This is a genomic window from Bradyrhizobium sp. UFLA05-112, assembly GCF_053572325.1.
This window is the reverse complement of the sequence record NZ_JBANBK010000001.1, coordinates 195,740-218,529: the sequence shown is the minus strand read 5'-3', so window position 1 is coordinate 218,529 and position 22,790 is coordinate 195,740. Positions and strand designations below refer to the sequence as shown.

General features: G+C 64.3%; 20 protein-coding genes. 8 read left to right on the top strand and 12 right to left on the bottom strand.

The annotated features are described in order from the left end of the window. Positions 1 to 102 precede the first annotated feature (102 nt). Positions 103 to 612: a YqgE/AlgH family protein gene (locus SO180_RS01040; RefSeq protein ID WP_449376985.1), complete on the top strand. Its 510-nt coding sequence runs from the start codon at positions 103 to 105 to the stop codon at positions 610 to 612. 220 nt (positions 613 to 832) lie between these two features. Here SO180_RS01040 and SO180_RS01035 read toward each other — a convergent pair whose 3' ends face one another. The 3 genes from SO180_RS01035 to SO180_RS01025 all read right to left on the bottom strand — a co-directional run bounded on the left by SO180_RS01035 (position 833) and on the right by SO180_RS01025 (position 4,260). Continuing rightward, complete coding sequence (locus tag SO180_RS01035; RefSeq protein WP_449376984.1) at positions 833 to 1,900, bottom strand: lysozyme family protein; 1,068 nt, start codon at positions 1,898 to 1,900, stop codon at positions 833 to 835. A 588-nt stretch (positions 1,901 to 2,488) separates the two neighbouring features. Next, positions 2,489 to 3,373, bottom strand: coding sequence for a TauD/TfdA dioxygenase family protein (locus SO180_RS01030; protein WP_449376983.1), 885 nt, complete (start codon positions 3,371 to 3,373; stop codon positions 2,489 to 2,491). Positions 3,374 to 3,480: 107 nt separating this feature from the next. Further along, positions 3,481 to 4,260 carry an SDR family NAD(P)-dependent oxidoreductase gene (locus SO180_RS01025; RefSeq protein ID WP_449376982.1) on the bottom strand — a complete coding sequence of 260 codons (780 nt, stop codon included), beginning with the start codon at positions 4,258 to 4,260 and terminating at the stop codon, positions 3,481 to 3,483. A gap of 100 nt (positions 4,261 to 4,360) precedes the next feature. Between SO180_RS01025 and SO180_RS01020 the strand changes: the two genes are divergently transcribed. Further along, a complete protein-coding gene (locus tag SO180_RS01020) occupies positions 4,361 to 5,095 on the top strand; it encodes an SDR family NAD(P)-dependent oxidoreductase (protein ID WP_449376981.1) in 735 nt (244 codons plus the stop codon). A 64-nt stretch (positions 5,096 to 5,159) separates the two neighbouring features. Further along, a complete protein-coding gene (locus SO180_RS01015) occupies positions 5,160 to 5,534 on the top strand; it encodes a CsbD family protein (RefSeq protein WP_449376980.1) in 375 nt (124 codons plus the stop codon). Positions 5,535 to 5,552: 18 nt separating this feature from the next. Here SO180_RS01015 and SO180_RS01010 read toward each other — a convergent pair whose 3' ends face one another. Both SO180_RS01010 and SO180_RS01005 read right to left on the bottom strand, forming a co-directional pair. Further along, complete coding sequence (locus tag SO180_RS01010) at positions 5,553 to 7,262, bottom strand: SGNH/GDSL hydrolase family protein (protein ID WP_449376979.1); 1,710 nt, start codon at positions 7,260 to 7,262, stop codon at positions 5,553 to 5,555. Between the two features lie 160 nt (positions 7,263 to 7,422). Beyond that, on the bottom strand, positions 7,423 to 8,778 hold the full coding sequence (locus tag SO180_RS01005) for a lytic murein transglycosylase (protein WP_449377021.1): 1,356 nt from the start codon (positions 8,776 to 8,778) through the stop codon (positions 7,423 to 7,425). Positions 8,779 to 9,012: 234 nt separating this feature from the next. Between SO180_RS01005 and SO180_RS01000 the strand changes: the two genes are divergently transcribed. Beyond that, the gene (locus SO180_RS01000) at positions 9,013 to 9,888 is read left to right on the top strand and encodes a UTP--glucose-1-phosphate uridylyltransferase (RefSeq protein ID WP_449376978.1); all 876 of its coding nucleotides are present in this window, start codon (positions 9,013 to 9,015) and stop codon (positions 9,886 to 9,888) included. A 149-nt stretch (positions 9,889 to 10,037) separates the two neighbouring features. Here SO180_RS01000 and SO180_RS00995 read toward each other — a convergent pair whose 3' ends face one another. Then, positions 10,038 to 11,537 (bottom strand): diguanylate cyclase, encoded by a 1,500-nt coding sequence (locus SO180_RS00995; RefSeq protein WP_449376977.1) that lies wholly within the window; start codon positions 11,535 to 11,537, stop codon positions 10,038 to 10,040. Between the two features lie 146 nt (positions 11,538 to 11,683). Between SO180_RS00995 and SO180_RS00990 the strand changes: the two genes are divergently transcribed. Next, on the top strand, positions 11,684 to 11,947 hold the full coding sequence (locus SO180_RS00990) for a DUF7662 domain-containing protein (RefSeq protein WP_449376976.1): 264 nt from the start codon (positions 11,684 to 11,686) through the stop codon (positions 11,945 to 11,947). Positions 11,948 to 12,046: 99 nt separating this feature from the next. On the opposite strand, the gene SO180_RS00985 is transcribed toward SO180_RS00990, so the two are convergent. Both SO180_RS00985 and SO180_RS00980 read right to left on the bottom strand, forming a co-directional pair. Next, the gene (locus tag SO180_RS00985) at positions 12,047 to 14,923 is read right to left on the bottom strand and encodes an EAL domain-containing protein (protein WP_449376975.1); all 2,877 of its coding nucleotides are present in this window, start codon (positions 14,921 to 14,923) and stop codon (positions 12,047 to 12,049) included. Positions 14,924 to 15,064: 141 nt separating this feature from the next. Then, positions 15,065 to 16,063, bottom strand: a complete 999-nt coding sequence (locus SO180_RS00980) for an NAD(P)H-quinone oxidoreductase (protein WP_449376974.1) — start codon at positions 16,061 to 16,063, stop codon at positions 15,065 to 15,067. Positions 16,064 to 16,179: 116 nt separating this feature from the next. On the opposite strand from SO180_RS00980, the gene SO180_RS00975 reads away from it, so the two are divergent. Continuing rightward, positions 16,180 to 16,371 carry a DUF1192 domain-containing protein gene (locus SO180_RS00975; RefSeq protein ID WP_449376973.1) on the top strand — a complete coding sequence of 64 codons (192 nt, stop codon included), beginning with the start codon at positions 16,180 to 16,182 and terminating at the stop codon, positions 16,369 to 16,371. 513 nt (positions 16,372 to 16,884) lie between these two features. Then, the gene (gene rcdA, locus SO180_RS00970; protein WP_449376972.1) at positions 16,885 to 17,394 is read left to right on the top strand and encodes a protease adaptor protein RcdA; all 510 of its coding nucleotides are present in this window, start codon (positions 16,885 to 16,887) and stop codon (positions 17,392 to 17,394) included. A 189-nt stretch (positions 17,395 to 17,583) separates the two neighbouring features. On the opposite strand, the gene rpmE is transcribed toward rcdA, so the two are convergent. Beyond that, entirely contained in the window at positions 17,584 to 17,811 is a 228-nt protein-coding gene (gene rpmE / locus SO180_RS00965) for a 50S ribosomal protein L31 (RefSeq protein ID WP_027521816.1), read from the bottom strand. Positions 17,812 to 18,009: 198 nt separating this feature from the next. Here rpmE and SO180_RS00960 point away from each other — a divergent pair, with 198 nt between their 5' ends. Continuing rightward, positions 18,010 to 19,854 carry an ABC transporter ATP-binding protein/permease gene (locus SO180_RS00960; RefSeq protein ID WP_449376971.1) on the top strand — a complete coding sequence of 615 codons (1,845 nt, stop codon included), beginning with the start codon at positions 18,010 to 18,012 and terminating at the stop codon, positions 19,852 to 19,854. A gap of 139 nt (positions 19,855 to 19,993) precedes the next feature. On the opposite strand, the gene SO180_RS00955 is transcribed toward SO180_RS00960, so the two are convergent. From SO180_RS00955 to SO180_RS00945, 3 genes are all read right to left on the bottom strand, one after another. Further along, entirely contained in the window at positions 19,994 to 20,437 is a 444-nt protein-coding gene (locus tag SO180_RS00955; protein WP_449376970.1) for a GNAT family N-acetyltransferase, read from the bottom strand. Next, on the bottom strand, positions 20,437 to 21,465 hold the full coding sequence (locus SO180_RS00950; protein WP_449376969.1) for a peptidoglycan -binding protein: 1,029 nt from the start codon (positions 21,463 to 21,465) through the stop codon (positions 20,437 to 20,439). The genes SO180_RS00955 and SO180_RS00950 overlap by 1 nt, the downstream gene beginning before the upstream one ends. A 155-nt stretch (positions 21,466 to 21,620) precedes the next feature. Then, positions 21,621 to 22,640, bottom strand: coding sequence for a flagellar motor protein MotA (locus tag SO180_RS00945; RefSeq protein ID WP_449376968.1), 1,020 nt, complete (start codon positions 22,638 to 22,640; stop codon positions 21,621 to 21,623). Between the last annotated feature and the right edge of the window lie 150 nt (positions 22,641 to 22,790).

Sequence of the window (22,790 nt, the reverse complement as noted above, 5' to 3'; positions counted from 1 at the left end):
CGGCTTGGGAGTTAGGCTCGGGGATTTCGGTCCACGCAAGCCTTGATTTGACAGCGGACAAGCCCGACATCAGGATATGAACCGAGAGGGAGTGCTTCACCGATGGGTTCTGCAGGCAAGAGAACTGGCGATAGCACCCCGGCGATCGGCCCTACCGTCTCTAATTCGGCGGGCTATCTCGACGGGCGGCTCCTGATCGCCATGCCGGTCATGGGCGACCCCCGCTTCGAGCGCTCGGTGATCTATCTCTGCGCCCATTCGGCCGAGGGCGCGATGGGCATCATCGTCAATCATCCCGCCGGCAGCATCGATTTTCCGGAGTTGCTGGAGCAGCTCGGTATCATCAAGAAAGGCGCGCAGATCAAACTGCCGGAGAACGCCGAGAGCATGAAGGTATTGCGCGGTGGCCCGGTCGATACGGGGCGCGGCTTCGTGATGTGTATAAGAGACAGGGGTCAGCTCGAGACCGAGATCCAGAGCAATGGCTGGCTGCATTGCGATGCCGATGCGGATTTGATCTTCGGCGACGACGTCGAGGACAAGTACGCGCGTGCCTTGCACAAGATCGGCATCGATCCCGGCATGCTCTCGAACGAGGCCGGGCACGCGTAGTTACACCCGCGCGGTCATGCCCCGTCACCGGGTCTCGCCTTCGGCGACCCGATGACAGGCTGCTAGGTTCTAGTCTCGGAGGCGGCAGCGATCGATCCTTGGGTCAATCGGGCCGCTGGGCGAGCAACCGCGTGGTCTCAAAGCGAAACGCAAACCTAATCCGGCGCTGGAAATCGGACTCGAAGATTGCCGGAACACGTTCCCGACCAAACGAAAGCTCTCAAGCGTCCCGCCGCCGCGGCGTCGGCGCGGGGTAGCGGGCATAGAGCGTCTCGACGCGATCCCGCCACATCGTCACGAACGCGCCCGAGGTGAGGCGATCGACCGACTTCCATTCGCGTTTGACCGCCGGCAGCGTGTTGCCCCAGATGGCGCGCTTGCACCATCTCTCGCCCTTCTCGATGCCCTCGCGAGTCGCGCACATCGACTTCCAGGCAATCCGCTGCGGATGGCTGATGTGTTGGGCGGCTCCTTCCCAGCCCTGCTGGTGGATCAGATAAAGATTGGCGAACGTCAGCTCCTCGTGCGTCGTTGCTTCGAATAGCGCAGCCTCGGTGATGAACTTGTAGGCGGCGGCCACAGCATTGTCGCGAGAATTGAGGATGTCGCCCGACCCGTAAGTCCTAAACTCAGACTTGCTCAGCTGGAACAGACCTATATAGGAGCCGGTGCGTTGCCTGGGATCAAAATCGGATTCGATTTTGGCAACCGCCTTCATGAAATTGGCATCGACTCCAAATGCTTTGGCCGCGCGTTCGATCTCCTGGACCGGCGTTCCGAGCGGAACGTCGCCGAATGCCGCCAAGGCGATCTTCGCGGGTTTCTCAGGCGGAGGAACTTCCGAGTAGACGTAGTACTTCAGATACGGCAGCTCGCCTTCGTCCGGCTTGGGAGAAGCAGCATGCGGCGGGTCCAGCTGCGGCGTTGACTCGCTCGTGGGCGGCGTAGCATCGAGGCTCGCACTGGTCTGCAACGTTGGCCCTTGCGGCGGCGAACTGGTCACTTCGGACGGCATCACCGAGTCCGGCGCCGCGTCTGCGAACCCCGCCGCAACAATCGCATTGGCCGATGATCTTGTGTCGAATTTCGCCTCGATGACCGGAGCCGGCAACTCCGCGCTGGCGTTCGTCAGCAGCGTCGTCACGTTCAGCGGGATGATGCCAAATGCATCGGCAACTCTCGCATTCGGCGTTGCGACGCTCGTGGGCGTCGCCGCGATCTGATGAATCGCGGCAAGCGAAGTTGCGCCCAGTGCGCCGGCAATACAGCTTACTTGCCAAATCTTCAATGTCGCCAACCGCGCGGCCGCGGTTTCCCCATTCAATCCCAACCACAGATCCCCGTGTTCAGTCTGGGGGCCCCAATCCTGCATCGACGTAGCTTTTGGATTTGCCACAACGAAGGCGTGAGGCTTGACGGCTCGATTTTCTCACCGGCTGTTGCGGTAAAGACGCACTGGACAGCGATACTGACCTATCTTGGAATTTTTTTTTTTGCCCGTTTGCCGTCTAAGCGAACGCCATGTCACTTGAGGTGCAAGCCGTAACCGCACCACGCGCCGATCGTCGCGACGGCGCGCTCGCTGTAGCGGCGTCATCTGAGCCTGCTCAGGGTCATTTTCGACTGTTCGGCGGGCTTTGCCTGCAACCTGAGGGTTGCTTTGGCCCAAAAGCAACTGGGCGCGATGAGGGATTTGTTTTGCCGACTTGCCCGACGTGTCAAACGTCCGCTCCACCAAACATCCTTGCTGGCGGCGGCTGTCCTACTTTGCATGGGGTTGTTTTCGACTTTTAATTTTGGGAGTGACCGCGCATGCCTGATTTCCTCAGGGCTACTGATGGTCGCGTTCACCTTCGCAGGTGACGCAGCGCTTGGCCTACTCCGCCGCCTGCTGCACCGTCGGCTCGGTGCCCGCCACCGTTGCGCGGCGCATGTCGCGGGGCTGCGCCTGGTCGTAGCGGCGGACGCGGTGCATGGTCTGACGGTTGTCCCACATCACGAGATCATGCAGCTTCCATTGGTGCACGTAGACGAATTCTCCTTGTGTTGCGTGCTCGTTGAGATCGCGCAGCAAGAGCCGGCCCTCGGGCATGCTCATGCCGACGATCTTGCCGGCATGTGAGGACAGATACAGCGACTTGCGGCGATGCACCGGGTGCGTGCGCACCAGGCGCTGCAACACCGGCCTGAACATCGTCTTCTCCTCGTCACTATATTCGGTGAAGCCGAGCGAGCCACGCGAATACATCAGCGAATGCTCGCAGATCAGATCCTCGATCTCTGTCTTGGTTTCGTCATCGAGCGCATCATAGGCCGCGCGCATGTCGGCAAATTCAGTGTTGCCGCCCTTCGGGTTCACCACGCGCGCCGACAGCAGCGAAAATTTTGCGGGGATGGGGCGAAACGAGCTGTCGGAATGCCAGAGGCAATTGCCGAGATTGAACAGATGCGTGCGGCTGTCCTTCGCCAGCGGTTTGCCGTCCTTGCCGAGATTGCTGACATCGTTCAGTCCCGAGCGGAGGCGATAGTCCTTTTCCTTGGTGACGGTGCCGCCGCGCGCATCTTCGCGCTGGCCGAAATTCAGCGCGAAGGCCATCTGCTGCTCGTCGGTGATGTCCTGGTCGTGAAAAACCAGCACCGCGTATCTGTCCATCGCAGCCTCGATTTGGCGCGCCTCATCCTTTGTGAGCGGCTGGCGCAAATCGAGGCCCGAGACCTCGCCGACAAAATGCTTCTGAAGCTGCCGGATGGCGATCGTCATTGCGATTCTCCTGGCGCTCTCCCGGGGCCTGCAAGCGGTTTGCCCGCTCTGTTCGTGAAAAGGGTATCCCCGCGCCTGCCGCTGTCAACGCTATGCGCGCATGGCTCTCACGCGTTCCGCGCCATCAGGCCGCCGTCGATCGGAATCACCGCGCCGGTCAGGAACGAGGCTGCCGGCAGGCACAGGCTCAAGGTCATGTGCGCGACCTCCTCGGGGTCGCCATAGCGGCCAAGTGCGGTGCGGCGCTTGGCATAGATCGTCTTGTGATCTTCCGGAATCCGGTCGGTGATCGCGGTGCGGATCGGCCCCGGACAGATGCAGTTCACGGTGATGCCCTCGCGGCCGAGCTCGACGGCGAGCGAGCGCGTCAGGCTCGCAACGCCGCCCTTGGCGGCCGAATAGGGGCTGTGCAGCGCGGTTGCGCCGAGCGCCTCTGTGGACGCGATATTGACGATGCGCGGGCTCTTCGATTTGCGCAGGTAGGGCAGGGCCGCGCGGATGATGCGCGGATGCGCCGTCAACATCACCGCAATGCCCTTGGCCCAGGCATCTTCGTAAGCTTCGTCGTCGATCGCGACGCGCACGGAAATGCCGGCATTGTTGACGACGATGTCGAGCCCGCCGAAATGCGCGGCGACGTCGCCCACCACGCGGCTGATCTCCTTGGCGTTGGCAACATCGAGCTTCCACGCCTCGGCGGAGCCGCCGCTGGCGGTGATCTCCCTGGCGACGGCTTGCGCGCCATCCGCATCGTAGTCGGTCACGGCGACATTGGCGCCCTCCGCGGCGAACACGCGTGCGGTGGCGCGTCCCGTGCCGCTTGCCGCACCCGTAATGAGAACGGTCAATCCCCTGACGGATCGGCTGAGCTGCTTGAACTCTGGCATGCAGTTTCCTCGAGGCCCGCTTGTCTATTGTTGTGTGATTGACAAGGCTGGCATCGATCCGCACACACGTCAAACAAAGCAAAAGCAAAGGGAGGCCGCGATGAACGAGCTCGATTTCTCGAGTAAGCAGGTTCTGGTCGTCGGCGGTTCCAGCGGCATCGGTAACGGCATCGCACAGGCCTTTCGTGGCAAGGGCGCGCAAGTTGCGGTCTACGGCACGCGCGCCCATGCGAAGGACTATTCGGCGGAGGAGGGATCGGATCTCACGGGCCTTGTTTACGCCCAGCTCGATGTCAGCGATGCCAGGGCGATCGAAGCGTTCAAGCCGTCGTTCGAACGTCTCGACGTGCTGGTGCTGGCACAGGGTGCAGTGATCTATCACCGCGGCGAATTCGAGATGGCCGGTTTCCGCAGGGTGGTCGAAGTCAACCTCATGAGCCTGATGGCCTGTGCCACGCGCTTTCATCCCATGTTGCGGGATGCGCAGGGGTCGCTGATCATCGTCTCGTCGACCGCCGCCTATCACTCCACCATGGGCAATCCGGCCTACAATGCCTCGAAGACCGGTGCGGTCGGATTGACGCGGACGCTGGGCGAAGCCTGGGCTGAGGACGGCATCCGCGTCAACGGCATCGCGCCGGGGCTCGTCGATACCAAGATGACCAAAGTCACGACCTCCAATCCCCAGCGGCTCGAGGGAGCGCTGTCACGCATTCCGCTGCGGCGATTGGGCACGCCGGCTGATATGGCCGGTGCGGCCTTGTTCCTGGCTTCGCCGTTGTCGTCCTACATCATTGGTCAGACCATCGTCGTCGACGGCGGGCTCATTCTCTAAGCGACGATGCGGAACTGCGCTGCGGCTGATCGGTTACTTCGGCTGACCCTCGAGGAGGACCACCATGGACAACGATCGGATTGCCGGATCAGCCAAGGAGTTTGCCGGACGCGTCGAAGGTGCGGTCGGTGAGATGACGGGAGACGCGAAGACGCAGGCCTCGGCCAAGGCGCGCGAAGCGGCCGGCACCGTGCAGAACCTGTACGGCCAGGCGAAGGATGCCGCGCGCGATGCTACGGATACCGCTGCCGGCTACGCGAAGGATGCGTATGAAGCTGGCCAGGATACATTCCGCGACGGTACGCAGGCACTTGCAAAGAGAGTGCAGGACAACCCGCTCGGCGCGCTGCTGATCGCCGGCGGCATCGGCTTTGCGCTCGCGCTGTTGATGTCGCGGCCAGCCCGCCGCCCGCCGCCCCGCTGGCGCTACTACAGCTAGCCTACTCGAGACGACTATCTATCGCGGCGGATTACCCCAGAATTCCGCCGATCGCCCAACGTTGCCCGGCGGACGCGGGATCGCCGGATTTGGATTGCGCGGCGGCTGCGGCGCCAGTTGACGCGGCGGCGATGGCGAGCCGAAGCTGAAGAAATCGCGCAGCGATGGCGTTGCCTGCGCCGGTTGCTGGACCGGCGGCTTCTTCGGCGCGGGCTTTGGCGGCGCAATCGCGGCAGCAGCATTCGGCGCGGTGCCCGCACTTGGATTAGTGGCGCCGCCCTCAGGCGTCGTCGCTGCGACCGGCGTATCACCCTTGGCCTGCTCGCGGCCGACCTCGCGCCGTGGCCAGGCATAGTCGTCGGCGCGGCCTGCCGGCGGTGTCAGTGGCTCGCCCTTCACCAGCGTCTTGGCCGCGAGTGCATCGACGGCCGCCGGACGCGATCCCGGTCCGCCCAGCAACTGATCGGTGGAAATCGAGGCCGCAACGAGCGGCACGATCGGCCCCGCAAGCGGTCGCGGCGCGGGCTTGCCGGGCTCGGCGCTGGTATCCGGCGTTGCCGGCTCGCTCGGCAATGCGATCGGGCCTGAGCGCCCAGCCAGCAGACGCGTAATCTCACGCTCGACATAGTGTGCGAGCTTGCGTGCGCCGGCCTTGGTGAAATAGACGCCATCAGAGGTGCGGAGCTGACGGATCTGGCCTTCGAAGTCCGGGCCCTTCTGGAGGAAGCGGCCCGCTTCGTCGACAAAGCCGTCCCAGACGTCGACATAAGTGATACCGGCCTTTGCTGCGCCTTCCCGATAGAGCGAATCCAGGAACAGCATGTCCGCGGTGCCCTTCGGACCGCGGATCGCGGGTAGGCCGACCCAGAGCACCGGCACGCCCTTGGCCTTGAGCACGCCGATCAGCTCCTCGATCTTCTTGCCGTAGAGCTCGACCCAGCGGTCGTCGCGGAATTCATAGAGCCCGTTCGGCGAGCGCGCGGTTTTTTCCGGCGCGGCGGTCTGCGGTGCATCGGCATTGTCGGCGTCGTCCTGCGGCAGGTCGGGGTCTGCCGGCTTGTCGTCGGGTTTGGCGGCAGCATCCGGGCCGGGCTTGGTGTCCGTCTTGCCGTCCGCAGGTTTGCCTTGCGGCTTGGCGCGCGCGCCCTTGTCGTTCTTCTTGTCGGCAGGCTTGTCGGATTTGTCCGCGGCGGGCTCGCGGATTGCCAGGCGGTCGTTCAGGCCGAGCATGACGACGATGACGTCGGGCTTCTCAGTCTCGAGAATGCCCTTGGCCGCGGTAGCCCAGTCCGAGGGCTCACCCTTCGGCTGGTACTTGATCAGGCCGGACGTGGTCTTGTGCTTGCGGATCACACCCATGTCAGGCTGCTCGGTGTAGGCGTCCTCAAGGCCATAGGCGAGCCAGTCGGCCATGGCGTCGCCGATCACGAGAACGTTCTTCTCGGGAGTCGTGTCGCGCTTGGCAGGCGCGGGCGCACGCGAAAAATCCTGGCGCGGGGCCTGCTGCTGCTGAGGCTGCTGGAATGGTGCGAAGAAGTCGCCGCCGAACCAGCCACCACCACTGCGCGGTGGCGCAGACCGCTGCGGCGGACCGCCGAAGCCGGGGAAGTTGAAGAACTGCGCCGACGCAGGGCCCGCAATCGACACCATGATCGCAAGCGCCGTCCCCAGCGCGATCAACGGGCCGGTCTCGGTCAGCGCCTTGAAAAATGATTTCGGCTTCGACATGCAGTTCTGAGGCACGTGCCACGGTTTCGGAATAGGCCCGATATAATAGCGGAATCGGGCCGCAAACGGGCAGATTTGATTGCGCCATACACCGGGGAACTGCCGCCCTCGTCAAGGCCGGAGGCCGGATTTCGTGTTCAGGGTTACTTTCGGGACGGATTTACCGTCCGCGCAGCCGTTCCAGCATGTCGGAAGAGGCAAATCCGTCCGCGGGCGCCCCGATCGAGGCCTGGAAGTTGCGCAAGGCGTCGCGGGTCTGGCCGCCGAACTGGCCGTCGGGCGTGCCCTTGTAGAAGCCGCGCTGGACCAGGAGCTGCTGCAATTCCAACCGCTCGGCGCGGGACAGCTCCCGCTCCTGCCGCGGCCAGGGCTGCACGAAGGGCTGGCCACCCCGCAGCCGGTCAGCGAAATGGCCGATCGCCAGCGCGTAGGCCTCGGCCGGGTTGTACTTCATGATCACGCGGAAATTCTGCAGCATCAGGAAGCGCGGCCCTTGGGCGCCGGCCGGTGCGAGCAGGTAGGCCTTGTCGGCCGGGTGCGGGAAGGGCTGGCTGGTCGCGCGCGTGATGCCAAGCTTCTCCCATTGCGCGATCGTCATCGCCTTGGCGCGGTCGGCCAGCATGTAGTTGAAGCCGTCGGGCACCATCACCTCGTAGCCCCAGCTAGCGCCGCTCTGCCAGCCGTCCTTCTTCAGATTGTTGGCGGTGGACGCGATCAGGTCTGAAGGATTGTCGACGACGTCGCGCCGGCCGTCCCCGTCGCCGTCCACGGCAAAGCGCTTGAACGCGGTCGGCATGAACTGCGTGGGGCCGAACGCGCCGGCCCAGGAGCCGCGCATTTGTTCGGGCCGCAGATCGCCACGGTTGAGGATTTCCAGCGCGGAGAGGAACTCATCCCTAAAATAGGCCTGGCGGCGGCCGATGCAGGCCAGCGTCGCGGTGGATTGCAGCACGCTTCGGTCGCCCATCTGGGTCGAGTAGTTGGATTCGATGCCCCAGATCGCCGCGATGATGTAGCGGTCGACGCCATAAGCTTTCTCCGTGGCGTCGAACTGCGCCTTGTACTTGGCGAGGATCTCCTTGCCCTTGGCGAGGCGGTTGTCGTTCACGAGGATGTCGAGATAGTCCCAGATCGATTTGGTGAACTCCGGCTGCGAGTCCAGGAGATCCATGATGCGCAGGTCGGGTGTGAGCCCGGCGGTGAACTGCTGAAAATTCTCCTGCGTGATGTTGCGGCGTGCGGCATCAGGCCACATCGATGCAACGCAATTGTCAAAATTCGCGGCGGCCTCCCGGATCGCGGCTGCGGTCATCAGGGGGTGGCCGGAAGCGCCGTCCTCGCCGCTCCAAGATTGACTTCCGGCCTGCGCGCCGCCCGGACCGGGTGCAGGTTGCGCCGGCGACGGGTTGGAGCCGGAGAAGATGCCGCCGAACAGGTTCGACAAGCCATTTGATCCCTGCGCGCGCGCTTGAAGCGGGAACAGCAGGGCGGCCGCAATCAGGGTTGCGCCGGTCATTCCTGCAAGTCCTGCCATCGATCGCCTCATGTCCCAGCTGTGCGGCCAAAATCCGGCTGCAGGAGGCCGTTGTTACGGTTGCCAACACCTTAACGAAAGTGAAATTTTGTAGATGGCCTTTTCCTTTGAATCCCGGGGCAGGGGCCCAACATCCGCCTTTGTTACCGGCTGCAAACCGGCTAGCAAGATGTCATTGCTCTCCGTCCGCACGTCCCAAGGTATTCGATCAATCCCATGAAAATCCGCAAAGCCGTATTCCCCGTCGCCGGCCTCGGCACCCGCGTGCTGCCCGCCACCAAGGCGATGCCCAAGGAAATGCTCACCATCGTCGACAAGCCGCTGATCCAGTACGTCTATGACGAAGCGAGAGAGGCCGGCATCGAGCATTTCGTCTTCGTCACCGGGCGCAACAAGAACGTCATCGAAGACCACTTCGACCGCATGTTCGAGCTCGACTCGACGCTCGCCGCGCGCGGCAAGAGGGTCGAGCAGGAAGTCCTCGCGCAAAACCAGCCGGAGGCCGGCGCGGTCAGCTTCACCCGCCAGCAGGCACCGCTCGGCCTCGGCCACGCGGTCTGGTGTGCGCGCGACATCGTCGGCAACGAACCGTTTGCCGTCGTACTGCCCGACGAGCTCGTGCTCAATACGCCGGGGTGCCTGAAGCAGATGATCGAGGCCGCAAGCCAGCTTGGCGAGAAGTCCAACGTGCTCGCTGTCGAGGCCGTGCCGGACCATCTCACGCATCAATACGGCATCTGCGGCGTGGGAAAACGCAGCGGCAAGATCTTCGAGGTCGATGGCATGGTGGAGAAGCCGCCGAAAGGCACCGCGCCCTCCAACCTGTCGATCACCGGCCGCTACATTCTGCAGCCCGAGATCTTCAAGATCCTGGAGACCCAGGAGCGTGGCGCCGGCGGCGAGATCCAGCTCACGGACGCCATGATCGGACTCGCCAAATCGCAGAAGTTCTACGGCGTCGAGTTCGAAGGCGAGCGCCATGATTGCGGCTCCAAGGCCGGCTTCCTGCGCGCCAACATCGCCTATGGCCTGAAGCGCCCCGAACTGCGCGACGGCCTGCTCGCGGAGATGAAGAAGTATCTGGGCGGATAGCGAACTCTCGCCTCGGGTGTCATTGCGAGGAGCCACGCGGTCCCGCCTTGGCGGGCCGGATGACAGGCTCCGCGACGAAGCAATCCAGAATCTCTCCGCGGCGACAGCCTGGATTGCTTCGCTTCGCTCGCAATGACGGTGTGGCGTGTTCACGCCACCAGCGAAAGTTTCGGAATGTTCGCGACCACGGACTGGTTGCGGCCGCCGGCTTTGGCGGCATAAAGCGCTTTATCCGCGGCGGTCACCAGGATGGACCAGTCCATGCCGGCCGTGGGGACGAGGCTGGCGATGCCGCAGGAGACCGTCGTGCTCGCCTGGTCGTCGGACCAGCCCTGCACCTTGCAGCGGATCGTCTCGGCGATCTTGAACGCGTCCGCTTCCGAGGTGCCCGGCAGCAGCACGGCAAATTCCTCGCCACCATAGCGCGCGGGGCAATCGCCGGCGCGGCGAACGGAATCGGAGATGCAGATGGCGATGCCGACCAGCACCTGGTCGCCGGCCTGGTGGCCGAATGTGTCGTTGTAAGCCTTGAAGTGATCGGCGTCGATCATCAAGAGGGCGACCGGCGTCTTCTGCCGCATGGCGCGCCGCCATTCGACGTCGATCACGGAATCGAACTTGCGACGGTTTCGCAGGCCCGTGAGCGCGTCGGTGGTTGCCATCTCCTCGAGCTTGTTTTCCGCCTTGGCGCGTCGGCCGATCTCGCGCGCCAGCACCGCCGTCGAGCCCAGCACGAACAATGCGAGCACCAACACCACGGCGCCGATGCGCAAGGCTTCCTTCTGCCAGAGCTCGAACACGGCGCTGAGCGGCTTGCCGGCGACGACGAACAGGGGGGTGGTGGTACTGCCGCTGCGGACATAGAGGCGCGGCGTCGTATCCACCGGGCCCTGTCCCGCAAAAGAACCGCCTTCCTTCAGATTGTCCGCCTTCCAGTTCTGCCGGTCGGCCAGATTTCTGCCGATCACGTCGAGATCGAATGGCCGCCGCATCATAATGGTGCGGTCGCGCTTGAGCACGGTGATGGTGTCCTGCGGATCGAGGCTCAGCCGCTCGAACAGCTCGTGGAAGTAGCTGAAGCGGATCGAGCCCGCGACGACGCCCATGAAGCCGCCGTCCTGATCGCTGACCCGCCGGCTCAGCACGATGGCATAGGCGCCGCGAAACAGCATCGGCCGGCTGATGAACAGCCCTGCATTGGGGTTGTCGCGATGAACCCGGAAATATTCCTCGTCGGAGCGATTCTCCGGGACCGGGTCCAGCGTGGATGCATCGATGGTCAGCTTGCCGTCGGTGTCGAACACCTGAATGGCGCCAAAATGCTTGGCGGTTGTGGCGTGGTCGAACAGGATGAGCTGCCGGATCGATTTGCTGACCGTCCCGATTTCGGGCAGCAGCATGTTGCTGGCCACCGCCTTAAGCGACAGGTCGTAGATCTCGATGTTGCGGCTGATGTCGGCTTCGATGGTCGTAGTCAGGTTTTCCAGGGTCTGGCGGGCGAGCGCCTCCTCGCCACGGCGCATGTCCAACATCACGTTGACGCAAATGGCGGAAAAGCCGATCACCGTCACGACCGACGAGATGATCAGCAACTTCGCCGAGATTCGCCACGGCCGCCGGGCCGTGCCTTCGCGCCATCCAGCCAGCATCACTTGCTCCCGACACTAGTGGATGCACCTGAAATCTTGAGTAGTCTTTAAACTGAGACGCCGGTGCCGCAATCAGTTAAGAAACGGTTTCCGGGGCTAACGCTTTTCGGCAAGGGCGGGCCCCCGACGAACGATCGAGGACGACGGTGAACGACTACGACGCGTTGCGCGATTACCTGAAGCGGCAGAAGCAGATGGAGCTCGTGCTGAGCTTTGACCAGATCGAGGAGATCATCGGCGCAGCCCTGCCGCGTGCGGCGCAGCGCGCCTCATGGTGGGACAGTCTGCGCAGCCCCGACATCCAGATGCCGCAGCGCGAAGCCTGCCTCGCCGCGGGCTTCGTGGCGACACGGATGCCTGATGGTGCGAGCGTGCGGTTTACGAAGCGGAAGAACGACCGGCGGAGGTAGCGCGACGATCGGCGGTCTCTCCCCATCCAACAGTATCGTAGGGTGGGCACGGCGCAAGTGCGCCTTTGCCCACGATACGATACCGGACACGCGGCGAGATCAGCTCGCTGCTTCCAGCCGCACTTCCGTAAGCAGCCGCATCGCGGCGTCGGCGTCCATCGGCTCGCCGAAGGCGAAGCCCTGCGCGTATTCGCAGCCGAGCTGGTAGAGCTCGACAGCGTCCGAGTCGGTCTCCGCGCCTTCCGCCACCACGTCCATGCCGAGATCGTGCGCCAGTGCGATGATCGACTTCAGGATCACGGGGCGGGTGCCGCGGCTCGTGGTGCGCACGAAGGACTGGTCGATCTTGATGGTGTCGAACGGAAAGCGCTGGAGATAGGCGAGCGAGGAATGGCCGGTGCCGAAATCGTCGAGCGAAAGCCCGGTGCCGAGCTCGCGGATCCGAGTCAGCATCTGGGCTGCGTGCTCCGGATTCTCCATCACCAGCGATTCCGTCAATTCCAGTTTCAGCGTGCCGCGCGCGACCGAGGAGCGCGACAGCACGGTGCGGATGTCGTGGATGAGGTCGTGGCGGAGCAATTGCCGCGAGGAGACGTTGACGGATGCGAAGATCGGCTCGCGTGAGCGCATTGCGCGCTGCCAGACCGAGAGCTGCTTTGCGGTCTGGTCGAGCACGAAGAGGCCGAGGTCGACGATGAGGCCGGTCTCTTCGGCAATCGTGATGAATTCCGAGGGCGACATCCGTCCCAGTTTTGGATGATCCCAGCGCGACAGCGCCTCGAAGCCGGCGATCGAGCGATCTTCCAGCCGCACGATCGGCTGGTAGAGGATCGTCAACTCCTGCCGCTCGATGGCCCGGCGGAGCTCGCTTTCCAGCGTCAGGCGGTCGGTTTTTCGCGCGCGCATCGCCGGCTTGTAGACGTCGATGCGATCGCCGCCGATCCGCTTGGAATGATACATCGCAAGCTCGGCGTCCTTGATGATCTCGTCCGTAAGCTGGACTTGCGGATCAGAGAGCGCGAGGCCAATCGAGGCGGTGAGGAAGATCTCGCGGTCGTTGAAGGCGATTGGCGCGCGGATGGTCTTGCGGATGGTCTCGGCAAAGGCGGTGATGCGGGCCGGGTCCTGCTCGGACAGCAGGATCAGGCCGAACTGGTCGCCGGCGAGCCGCGCCAGCGTATCCTGCGGCTTCAGGATGCGGGTGAGGCGGCGGGCGAGCGTGAGCAGGATGGAATCGCCGACCGCGATGCCGACGGAATCGTTGACCTGCTTGAAACGGTCGAGATCGATGACCATCAGCGTCGGCCGCAGCGTCGGCATGGTCTTGGCGAAATTGGCGACCGCGCCGAGGCGGTCCATGAACAGCTTGCGGTTGGGCAGGCCGGTCAGATTGTCGTGCACGGAATCGTGCAGCAGGCGTTCCTCGGCATTGCGCAGCTCGGTCACATCGGTGAGCGTGCCGACGACGCGCGAGACCTCGCCGTCGGAGCCGACCACGGGACGTGCCTTCAGTGCGAACCACATGAAATGGCCGTCCGGAGTGCGCAAGCGGAAATCCTGCACCAGGCGGCCGCGGCGCTGGTCGAGCACGCTGTCGAGCGCGGCACGGAAGCGATCCTGGTCGAGCGGATGCAGCACCTCCAGCCAGGTCGCAGCCGGCCCTTCCAGCGTGCCGCGTTTCAGGCCGAGCAGCGCCTCGGTCTCGGGGCTGGTGAACACCTTGTCGGCGGAAACGTCCCAGTCCCAGATCAGATCGCCGGAGCCGGCCAGCGCGAGCGCCCGCCGCTCGATGTCGGATACGACGCCGGTGGTGGCGCCGCCGCCGGCGAAGGCGTGTTGCATGACCGTGAAGCCGATCAGCATCACGATCAGCACCAGGCCGCCGAGCAGCGCGGGTCCGACGATGTCGTTGGTCACGGAGCCCGCGACCGTCATGCCGGCCGCGACCACCCAGATCACGAGCAGGAACCAGGTCGGGATCAACAACACCGCGCGGTCAAAGCCATGGGTCGAGAGATAGACGATCAGCGCAAAGCCGGCGAAGGCGATCAGCACCAGGGACATGCGCGCGATCCCGGAGGCGACCGCTGGATCGAACAGCGCGAGCGCGACGAGCGAGCCCAGGAACGCGAGCCAGCCCACGGTGATGTGCGAATAGCGCACATGCCAGCGGCTGAGGTTGAGATAGGCGAACAGGAACACCAGCAGCGTCGCGGCCAAAATCGCTTCGCCCGCCGCGCGCCAGATGCGCTCGGCGTTGTTCGACATGTCGAGCACCTTGCCCCAGAAGCCGAAATCGACGCCGATATAGACAAGCACTGCCCAGGCGAGCGCCGCGGCGGCCGGGAACATGATGCTGCCCTTCACCACGAACAGGATGGTGAGCACGAGCGCAAGCAGGCCCGAGATGCCGATCACGATGCCCTGGTAGAGCGTGAACGAGTTGACCTTGTCCTTGTAGGCTTCCGGCTCCCACAGATAGAGCTGAGGAAGCTTGTCGGTGCGCAGCTCCGCGACGAAGGTGACGACGGAGCCGGGGTCGAGCGTGATGCGGAAGACGTCTGCGGTCGCGCTCTCCTGGCGCTCGGGCCGGTCACCGATCGAGGGCGTGATGGTCGCGATGCGCGACAGTCCGAGGTCCGGCCACAGCAGGCCCGACGAGACGATGCGGTAATGCGGCGCGACGATCAGGCGATCGAGCTGGTCGTCGGTGTTGTTGGCGAGCGCGAACACCACCCAGTTCTGGCCGCCCTCGCGCGCGCGCACCTCGATGCGGCGGACGATGCCGTCGGTGCCGGGTGCGGTGGACACCTGGATTCGGTCAGCGTCACTGCGCTGGTGCTCGAGTACGGCGGTGAGGTCGATCGCGGGCGCGTCGCTGCGGACGCTGACGGCATCAAGCGCGCGTGCAGGCGACGCGGCGACAAGAATCATGAGGCCCAGCGCTATGGGCGCGAGGCACCTGATCAGACGCAAGGTCAGTTCTCCGCGTTCGACGCAAACTCTTCAGTGCTAACCGCATTTCCGAACGTAACGAGATGGTTCGGCGCTTCGCGATAGATGCCACGAAAGCGAGGAAAATCAAAGGGTTTCCGCCTCGCCTGCGGGTCGTGCGGGTTAGACCTCCAACACAATTTTGCCAATATGTGCACTCGTCTCCATCCGCCGGTGCGCCTCTGCCGCCTTTTCCAGCGGGAAAGTGCTGTCCATCAGCGGTTTGATGCGGCCTTCGCGCAAGAGCGGCATCACCTTGGCCTCGATCGCGGCCACCATCGCCGCCTTGTCCGCATTACTACGGGGGCGCAGCGTCGAGCCGGTATGGGTGAGGCGCTTCACCATGACCTTGGCGATGTTGACGTTGACCTTGGGGCCGTTGAGGGTTGCGATCTGTACGATGCGGCCGTCGACCGCGGCGGCATCATAGTTGCGGTCGACATAGTCGCCGGCGACCATGTCGAGGATCAGGTTGGCGCCGGCATTGCCGGTCTCCGCCTTGACCACGGCAACGAAGTCCTCGGTCTTGTAGTTGATGGCGCGGTCGGCGCCCAGCTTGAGGCAGGCATCGATCTTGTCCTGCGAGCCGACGGTGACGATGACCTTCGCACCGAACGCTTTCGCAAGCTGGATCGCCATCGTGCCGATGCCGGAGGAGCCGCCATGGACCAGCAGCGTCTCGCCGGCCTTCAGCCCACCGCGCTCGAACACGTTGTGCCAGACCGTCATCAGGGTTTCCGGCAGCGCGCCGGCTTCCTGGATCGACAGCGCCGGCGGCACGCTCATGGCCTGGGCGTCCTGGGCGATGCAGTACTGCGCGTAGCCGCCGCCTGCGACCAGCGACATCACCTTGTCGCCGATCTTGTGCCGCTTGGCGTTGTTGCCGACCGCCACTACTTCGCCCGCAACCTCCAGCCCCGGCAGATCGCTGGCGCCGGGTGGCGGCGGATACGCGCCGGAGCGTTGCGCCACGTCGGGCCGGTTCACGCCGGCGGCCATCACCCTGATCAGGATCTCGTCGGGACCCGGCTGTGGCAGCGCACGCTGCTCCGGCACCAGCACCTCGGGGCCGCCGGGCTTGGAGATGGCGACCACGGTCATTTGCGCAGGCAGCTTTTCCATGATTTGTCCTTGATTGTCCCCGTGCCTTAGGGGTGCAGGAAGAACGAGGCAATTGATTAGCCAGCGGGCTACGCGCTGGCAACCGCTTCGGGTTCGGTTGTGATGGAGGAGAGATGATGGCGATGGACGATGACGACCGGCCACGCAAGAAGATCACCCACGAGATCGGACAGGACCTCTCACTGTTATCGGTCGAGGAATTGACCGAGCGCATTTCACTGCTGAAATCCGAGATTGCAAGGCTCGAGGAAGCGGCAACCAAGAAGCGCGCCTCGCGCGATGCCGCGAATAGCGTTTTCAAGACGTAGCAACACTTGCAGTCCTCATCCTGAGGAGCGGCCGAAGGCCGCGTCTCGAAGGATGGCCGCGGAAACCGGGCCTTCATGGTTCGAGACGCGCGCGATGCGCGCTCCTCACCATGAGGATTGATGGTCCGCCCGCTGAAGCCGCTGTCCTTGAGACTGTTCCGCACCCCCCCTCGGCCAATGGCCGACATGGCTAACGAACCCTCAAAAAAATCGCTCGTTTACGGTCGATTAAGCTTTCGCGTTTATGACTGGAACCGTCCTCGTTTGGACACCGAGTGGCTCCTGTCCACTCTGTTTGACGCCTCCCTGTTATCAACTTTCAAAGCCGCCGGTCTCCGGCGGCTCTTTTTTTGCCCTTGTTTTGCTTCTTGCGTGTCCCGGCTTGGTGCAATCAGGCGCGGAAACCATAAACGCGGTTGCTGCTGGACTTCGCGGCCGGCCCGCGCAATGATTTGTTCATCATAAGCCGGCGCCAAAGCCGGATGGTAAACAGTTGCGTAAGGGGCGTTAACCATGGAACGTTTGCAAGCCGACGGCGCTCTCGTTCAACTCAGCGAACGGTTCACCAATTCGGCTGCGTTCGGTGCGTTGTTCCGCGAAGGCATGGACCTGGTCGAAGAGACCGCCGCCTATCTCGACGGCGCCGGCCGTACCGAGGCCAAGGCGCTCGACCGCGCCGTCAGCCTGACCTACGCCACCGAAAGCATGCGTCTCACCACCCGCCTGATGCAGCTCGCATCCTGGTTGCTCCTGCACCGCGCGGTGAAGGAAGGCGAGATGACGCTGCTTCAGGCCAACCGCGAAAAGACCAAGGTCAAGCTGACCGCGGCCGATCCCGGCCCCACCGATACGATCGAGAAGCTGCCGCAGCAATTGCAGGACCTGATCACCCGCTCGATGAGCCTGCAGACGCGCGTGCGCCGCCTCGACACCAGCATCCACACCCCGCCGACGGACCGCATGCCGATCGGCAATCCCCTGGTGCCCCAGCTCAACGCGCTCAAGGCCGCGTTCGAGGGGTAAGCGTTCAGGCGCAAGGGTGGGCAAAGGCGCAACTGCGCCTTGCCACCATCCATCCTTTCAGATCGTCGCGAGAAATGGCGGGCACGCTTCGCTTTGCCCACCCTACAGACCTTTGGCTCGTTTGAGGGCTCAAACAAAAACGCCCCTGGTCTCCCAGGGGCGTTTTTCGTCGCGGCCTGATCGGCCGGATCAATCCTTCTTGAGGAAGCCCGAGAACTTCTTCTGGAACCGGGAGACGCGGCCGCCGCGGTCCATGATCTGGGCGGAGCCGCCGGTCCAGGCCGGGTGCGACTTCGGGTCGATGTCGAGCTGGAGCTTGTCGCCTTCCTTGCCCCAGGTGGAGCGGGTCTGGTACTCGGTACCGTCGGTCATCACGACGGTAATCGTATGATAATTCGGGTGAATCTCGGCTTTCATGGCAATTCCTCGGCGCCCCGGCGCCTCATTGAGTGGCTAGCGAATGACGGATTTGGGCGGCTCTATACCCCACGAAACCTCGCAAAACAAGCCATTGCGGGATGAGCGAACCGGGCTTGCCCCTAAGGGACATCCCGGATTTGCTACTACCTTTGCACCAGCCTATTGGGAGCGGACTAATCCAATGGGTCGGATCTCATGAGCGCAGTGGAACGGCTTGATGACGTCGATCAGGGCGAGATGAACGCCGCGGACACCCCTTCGATCGAGGCCGAGCTGATCGAGCAGCCGGCCAAAGGTCGGGCAAAGCTGCGGCCGCTGATGGCGCTGGCGCCCTATGTGGGTCGCTATCGCGGCCGCGCGGCGCTTGCCTTCGTCGCGCTGACGATTGCCGCGCTGACCACGCTTTTGGTGCCGGTCGCGGTGCGGCGGATGATCGATTTCGGCTTCACGCCGGAAGGCATCGCGCTGATCAACAGCTATTTTGCGGTGATGATCGCGGTGGTCGCGGTGCTCGCGCTGGCAAGCGCGGCGCGCTACTACCTCGTGATGACGATCGGCGAGCGCATCGTCGCCGATCTCCGCCGCGACGTGTTCGGCCATCTGCTCTCGCTCTCGCCGACCTTCTTCGATTCCGCACGCAGCGGCGAGCTGGTCTCGCGGCTCACCGCCGACACCACCCAGATCAAGTCCGCGGTCGGCGCGTCGGTGTCAATCGCACTGCGCAACATGATGATGTTCTTGGGCGCGGTCGCGATGATGGTGATCACGAGCCCACGCCTCTCGGGCTTCGTGCTGCTCGCCATTCCCCTGATCGTGCTGCCGCTGGTCGCCTTCGGGCGCTGGGTGCGGCGGCTGTCGCGCAACGCGCAGGATACGCTCGCCGACGCCTCGGCCTATGCCTCCGAGCTGGTCGGTGCCATCCGCACCGTGCAGGCCTATACCAGCGAGCAGCTCGCCGGAAAGCGCTTCGGCGGCGAGGTCGAGCAGGCCTATGAGGCGGCGCGCACCTCGACACAGGCGCGCGCAGTGCTGACCGCCATCATCATCTTCATCGTGTTCACGAGCGTGGTCGCGATCCTCTGGATCGGCTCGCATGACGTCCTGATCGGCTCGATCACGCCCGGCCGTCTCGGTCAGTTCGTGCTCTACGCGGCATTTGCCGCCGCCGGCCTTGGCCAGCTCAGCGAGGTCTGGGGCGAGGTCGCGGCCGCCTCCGGTGCCGCCGAGCGCCTGTTCGAGATCCTGCACGTGCAGCCGGAGATCACGGCGCCGGCGATGCCGCGCGCGCTGCCGTCGCCCGCGCGCGGCGAGGTCGGCTTTGACAAGGTGAGCTTCGCCTATCCGGCGCGGCCCGACGTCAAGGTGCTCGATGGCGTTTCGCTCAACGTACGCCCCGGCGAGAAGGTTGCGATCGTCGGTCCGTCCGGCGCCGGCAAGAGCACGCTGTTTCATCTCCTGCTGCGGTTCTACGATCCGAAGCTGGGCGCGATCGCGCTCGACGGCGTGCCGGTCAGATCGGCTGATCCGCGTGAGTTGCGCGCGCGCATCGCGCTGGTGCCGCAGGAATCGGTGGTGTTCGCCGCTACCGCCCGCGAGAACATCCGCTTCGGCCGGCCCGACGCGACCGACCCCGAGGTCGAGCGTGCCGCCGAGCTGGCGCACGCCGCCGAGTTCATCCGCCGCCTGCCGGAAGGGTTTGAGACCCCGCTTGGCGAGCGCGGCGTGACGCTGTCCGGCGGCCAGCGCCAGCGCATCGCGATCGCGCGCGCGATCCTGCGCGATGCGCCACTGCTGCTGCTGGATGAAGCAACCTCGTCGCTGGACGCGGAAAGCGAGACGCTGGTTCAGACTGCGCTGGAAGAGCTGATGAGCCATCGCACCACGATCGTGATCGCCCATCGCCTCGCCACCGTGCTGTCATGCGACCGCATCCTGGTGATGGACCAGGGCCGGATCGTCGAGCAGGGCACGCATGCCGAGCTGGTCGCGGCGAACGGGCTCTATGCGCGGCTGGCAAGGTTGCAGTTCGAGGGGGCGTGAGGGCGCCTCCCGGTCCAAACCTCGAAAACAACCCCATGCAAAGTAGAACGGCAGTTGCCGGTGGCGGGGCGTAAGTGCCTCAAGTTCCTGTCATTGCCGCGCTCGCAATGACGGCCGGGTGCGGGGCTGGCTGCCGCGCCTACGGCTTCCATTCCATCTTCAGCACCGGCCGTCCCGAGGTCGGGTTCACGTCGTCGCCCGCGTGGGCAAAGCCGTTGCGCTCGTAGAAGCGGATGGCGCGGGTGTTGTCCTTGTTGACGAGCAGCGTGACGCCTTTCGGCGAGAGGCGCTTGGCCTCATCCACAAGAAGCCGCGCAGTATCCGAACCCCATTGTCCGGGATCGACCACGAGCTGGTCGAGATAACCTTCGCCGTCGATGGTGACGAAGCCGATCAGCGCGCCGTCCTGCTCGGCGACGACGATCGCCGCCTTCGGCACCAGATCCTTGCGCCAGCGCTCGCGCCACCAGTCGCGCCGCGCCGCGAAGTCGATCTGCGGATAGGCCTGCTGCCAGGTGCGATGCCACAGATCGATCGCCGCCGCCTCGTCCTCGGCGCGATAGGGGCGGAGGTGGAAGCTCACTACCGCTCCGTTAGCTTCAGCTCGATGCGGCGGTTCCGCTTGAAGGCGTCCTCGGTGTTGCCGGTGTCGAGCGGCTGGAATTCGGCAAAGCCGGCGGCGACCAGGCGCTCGGCGGGCACGCCGAGCGAGATCAGGTATTGCACCACCGAGATCGCGCGGGCCGATGACAATTCCCAGTTGGACTTGAAGTTGGCACCGCTGACCGGCCGCACGTCGGTATGGCCATCGACGCGCAGCACCCAGGGGATCTCGCTCGGGATCTTGCCGTTGAGCTCGTTCAGCGCGCTTGCGACCGTGTCGAGCTCGGTGCGGCCCTCGGGTAGGAGCGTTGCCTGGCCGGTGTCGAAGAACACTTCGGACTGGAACACGAAGCGGTCGCCGACGACGCGGATGTCGGGACGGTTGCCGAGGATCGCGCGCAGGCGGCCGAAGAATTCCGAGCGATAGCGCGACAATTCCTGCACCCGCTGGGCCAAAGCCACGTTGAGGCGAGAACCCAGATCGGCAATCCGCGTCTGCGATTCCTTGTCGCGCTTCTCGGAGGCGTCGAGTGCTTCCTCGAGCGCTGCCAATTGCCGCCGCAGTGCGCTGATCTGCTGGTTCAGCACCTCGATCTGCGCCAGCGCGCGCGCGGACACCTGCTTCTCGGAGTCCAGCGCCTTGCTGAGCTCGGTGGTCTTGCCCTGCGCATCGTTGCCGGCATTCGCAAGTCCCTCATAGAGGCCCTTGAGGCGGTTGCGCTCGGACTCGGCCGAGGCGAGGCCAGCCTTGAGCTGCGACACCTGGTCGTCGAGGCTGAGCTTGCCGAGCTTTTCCAGCGACAACAACTCGTTGAGCTGCGCGATCTTGGCGTTGAGCTGCTCCAGCGCCTTGTCCTTGCCGGTGACCTCCTGCGACAGGAAGAACTGCACGACCAGGAAGACCGAGAGCAGGAACACGATCGACAGCACCAGCGTCGACAGCGCGTCGACGAAACCGGGCCAGTAGTTGAAGGGGCCTTCGCTGCGGCGGGCGCGGGCAAGAGCCATCTCGCTTGTCTCCACTTTCTTGTCCCGGACGCGGCGCAGCGTGCAACGCTGCTCCGCAGAGTCGGGACCCACATTTCAAGTAACGCTGGGCCCCGGCTCAGCAGCGCGCCACTGCGTGCTGCGCTGCGTCCGGGGCACGGTAGCCCAGCGAGTACTCAACTCTTCTCCGGCTGGCGGGCGAGGCGCTCGAGCAGGCGGCGGATCTCGCGGTTCTGCTCGCCCTGGCCGTCGGCCCATTCGCGGATCATCTGCTGCTCGGTTCGCATGTGCGAGACCAGCGCCTGGATGGCTTCGGCAAGGCTTGCCATCGCCGCAGTCGTGCCGCGGCTCGCGTTGCCTTCCTCGAGCACCGAGCGCAGCCGCTCCACCGCGGCCTGGAGCTCGCCGGAAGCCACACCGCCGCCGCTGGCGACGGCCGCCACCTCGCCGCTGCCATATTCGCGCACGGTGGTGGCGAGCCAGTCTTCGAGGTCGGTGTAGAAGCGGTTCTGCGCCTGGCTCGATTGCAGGTCGAGGAAGCCGAGGATCAGCGAGCCGGCGAGGCCGAACAGCGAGCTGGAGAACGAGATACCCATGCCGCCAAGCGGGGCAGCTAGGCCTTCCTTCAGCGTATCGAAGAGAGCGCCGGCGTCGCCGCCGACCTTCAATCCGTCGATCACCTTGCCGACTGAGCCAACGGTCTCGATCAGGCCCCAGAAGGTGCCGAGCAGGCCGAGGAAGACCAGCAATCCCGTCATATAGCGGGAGATGTCGCGGGCCTCGTCCAGGCGGGTCGCGATCGAATCGAGCAGGTGCCGCATGGTCTGCTGGGTGATGCTCATCCGCCCGGACCGCTCGCCGCCGAGAATCGCCGCCATCGGGGCCAGCAGTCTCGGATGGCGCGACGGCGCAAGCCCGGGATCCGCGATACGGAAATTGTTGACCCAGGAGACCTCGGGATAGAGCCGGATCACCTGCCGGAATGCCAGGATGATGCCGATGAACAGCACACCGCCGATCAGGGCGTTCAGCCCGGGATTGGCGAAGAAGGCGGTGATGATCTGCTTGTAGAGCACGACCCCGACCAGCGAGCAGAGCACCAGAAACACCAGCATCCGGACCAGGAACACGCTGGGGGAGGATAGTTTGATGTAGTTGATGTCCATGGGGGAGCGGGGCGAAGTGCCAGGCTTCATGGCCGATGTCATCCGTTGCGAAACCTCGAATTGCAGCCTGCACTATGGCACAGAGCCAGCCCAAAAAAAGCGGGAAGGGGCCGATTTCAGGGGTAACCAGGGAACCTAAAGCTGAAACCGGGCTTTGAAGCTTTGGTACTTTGTAAAACT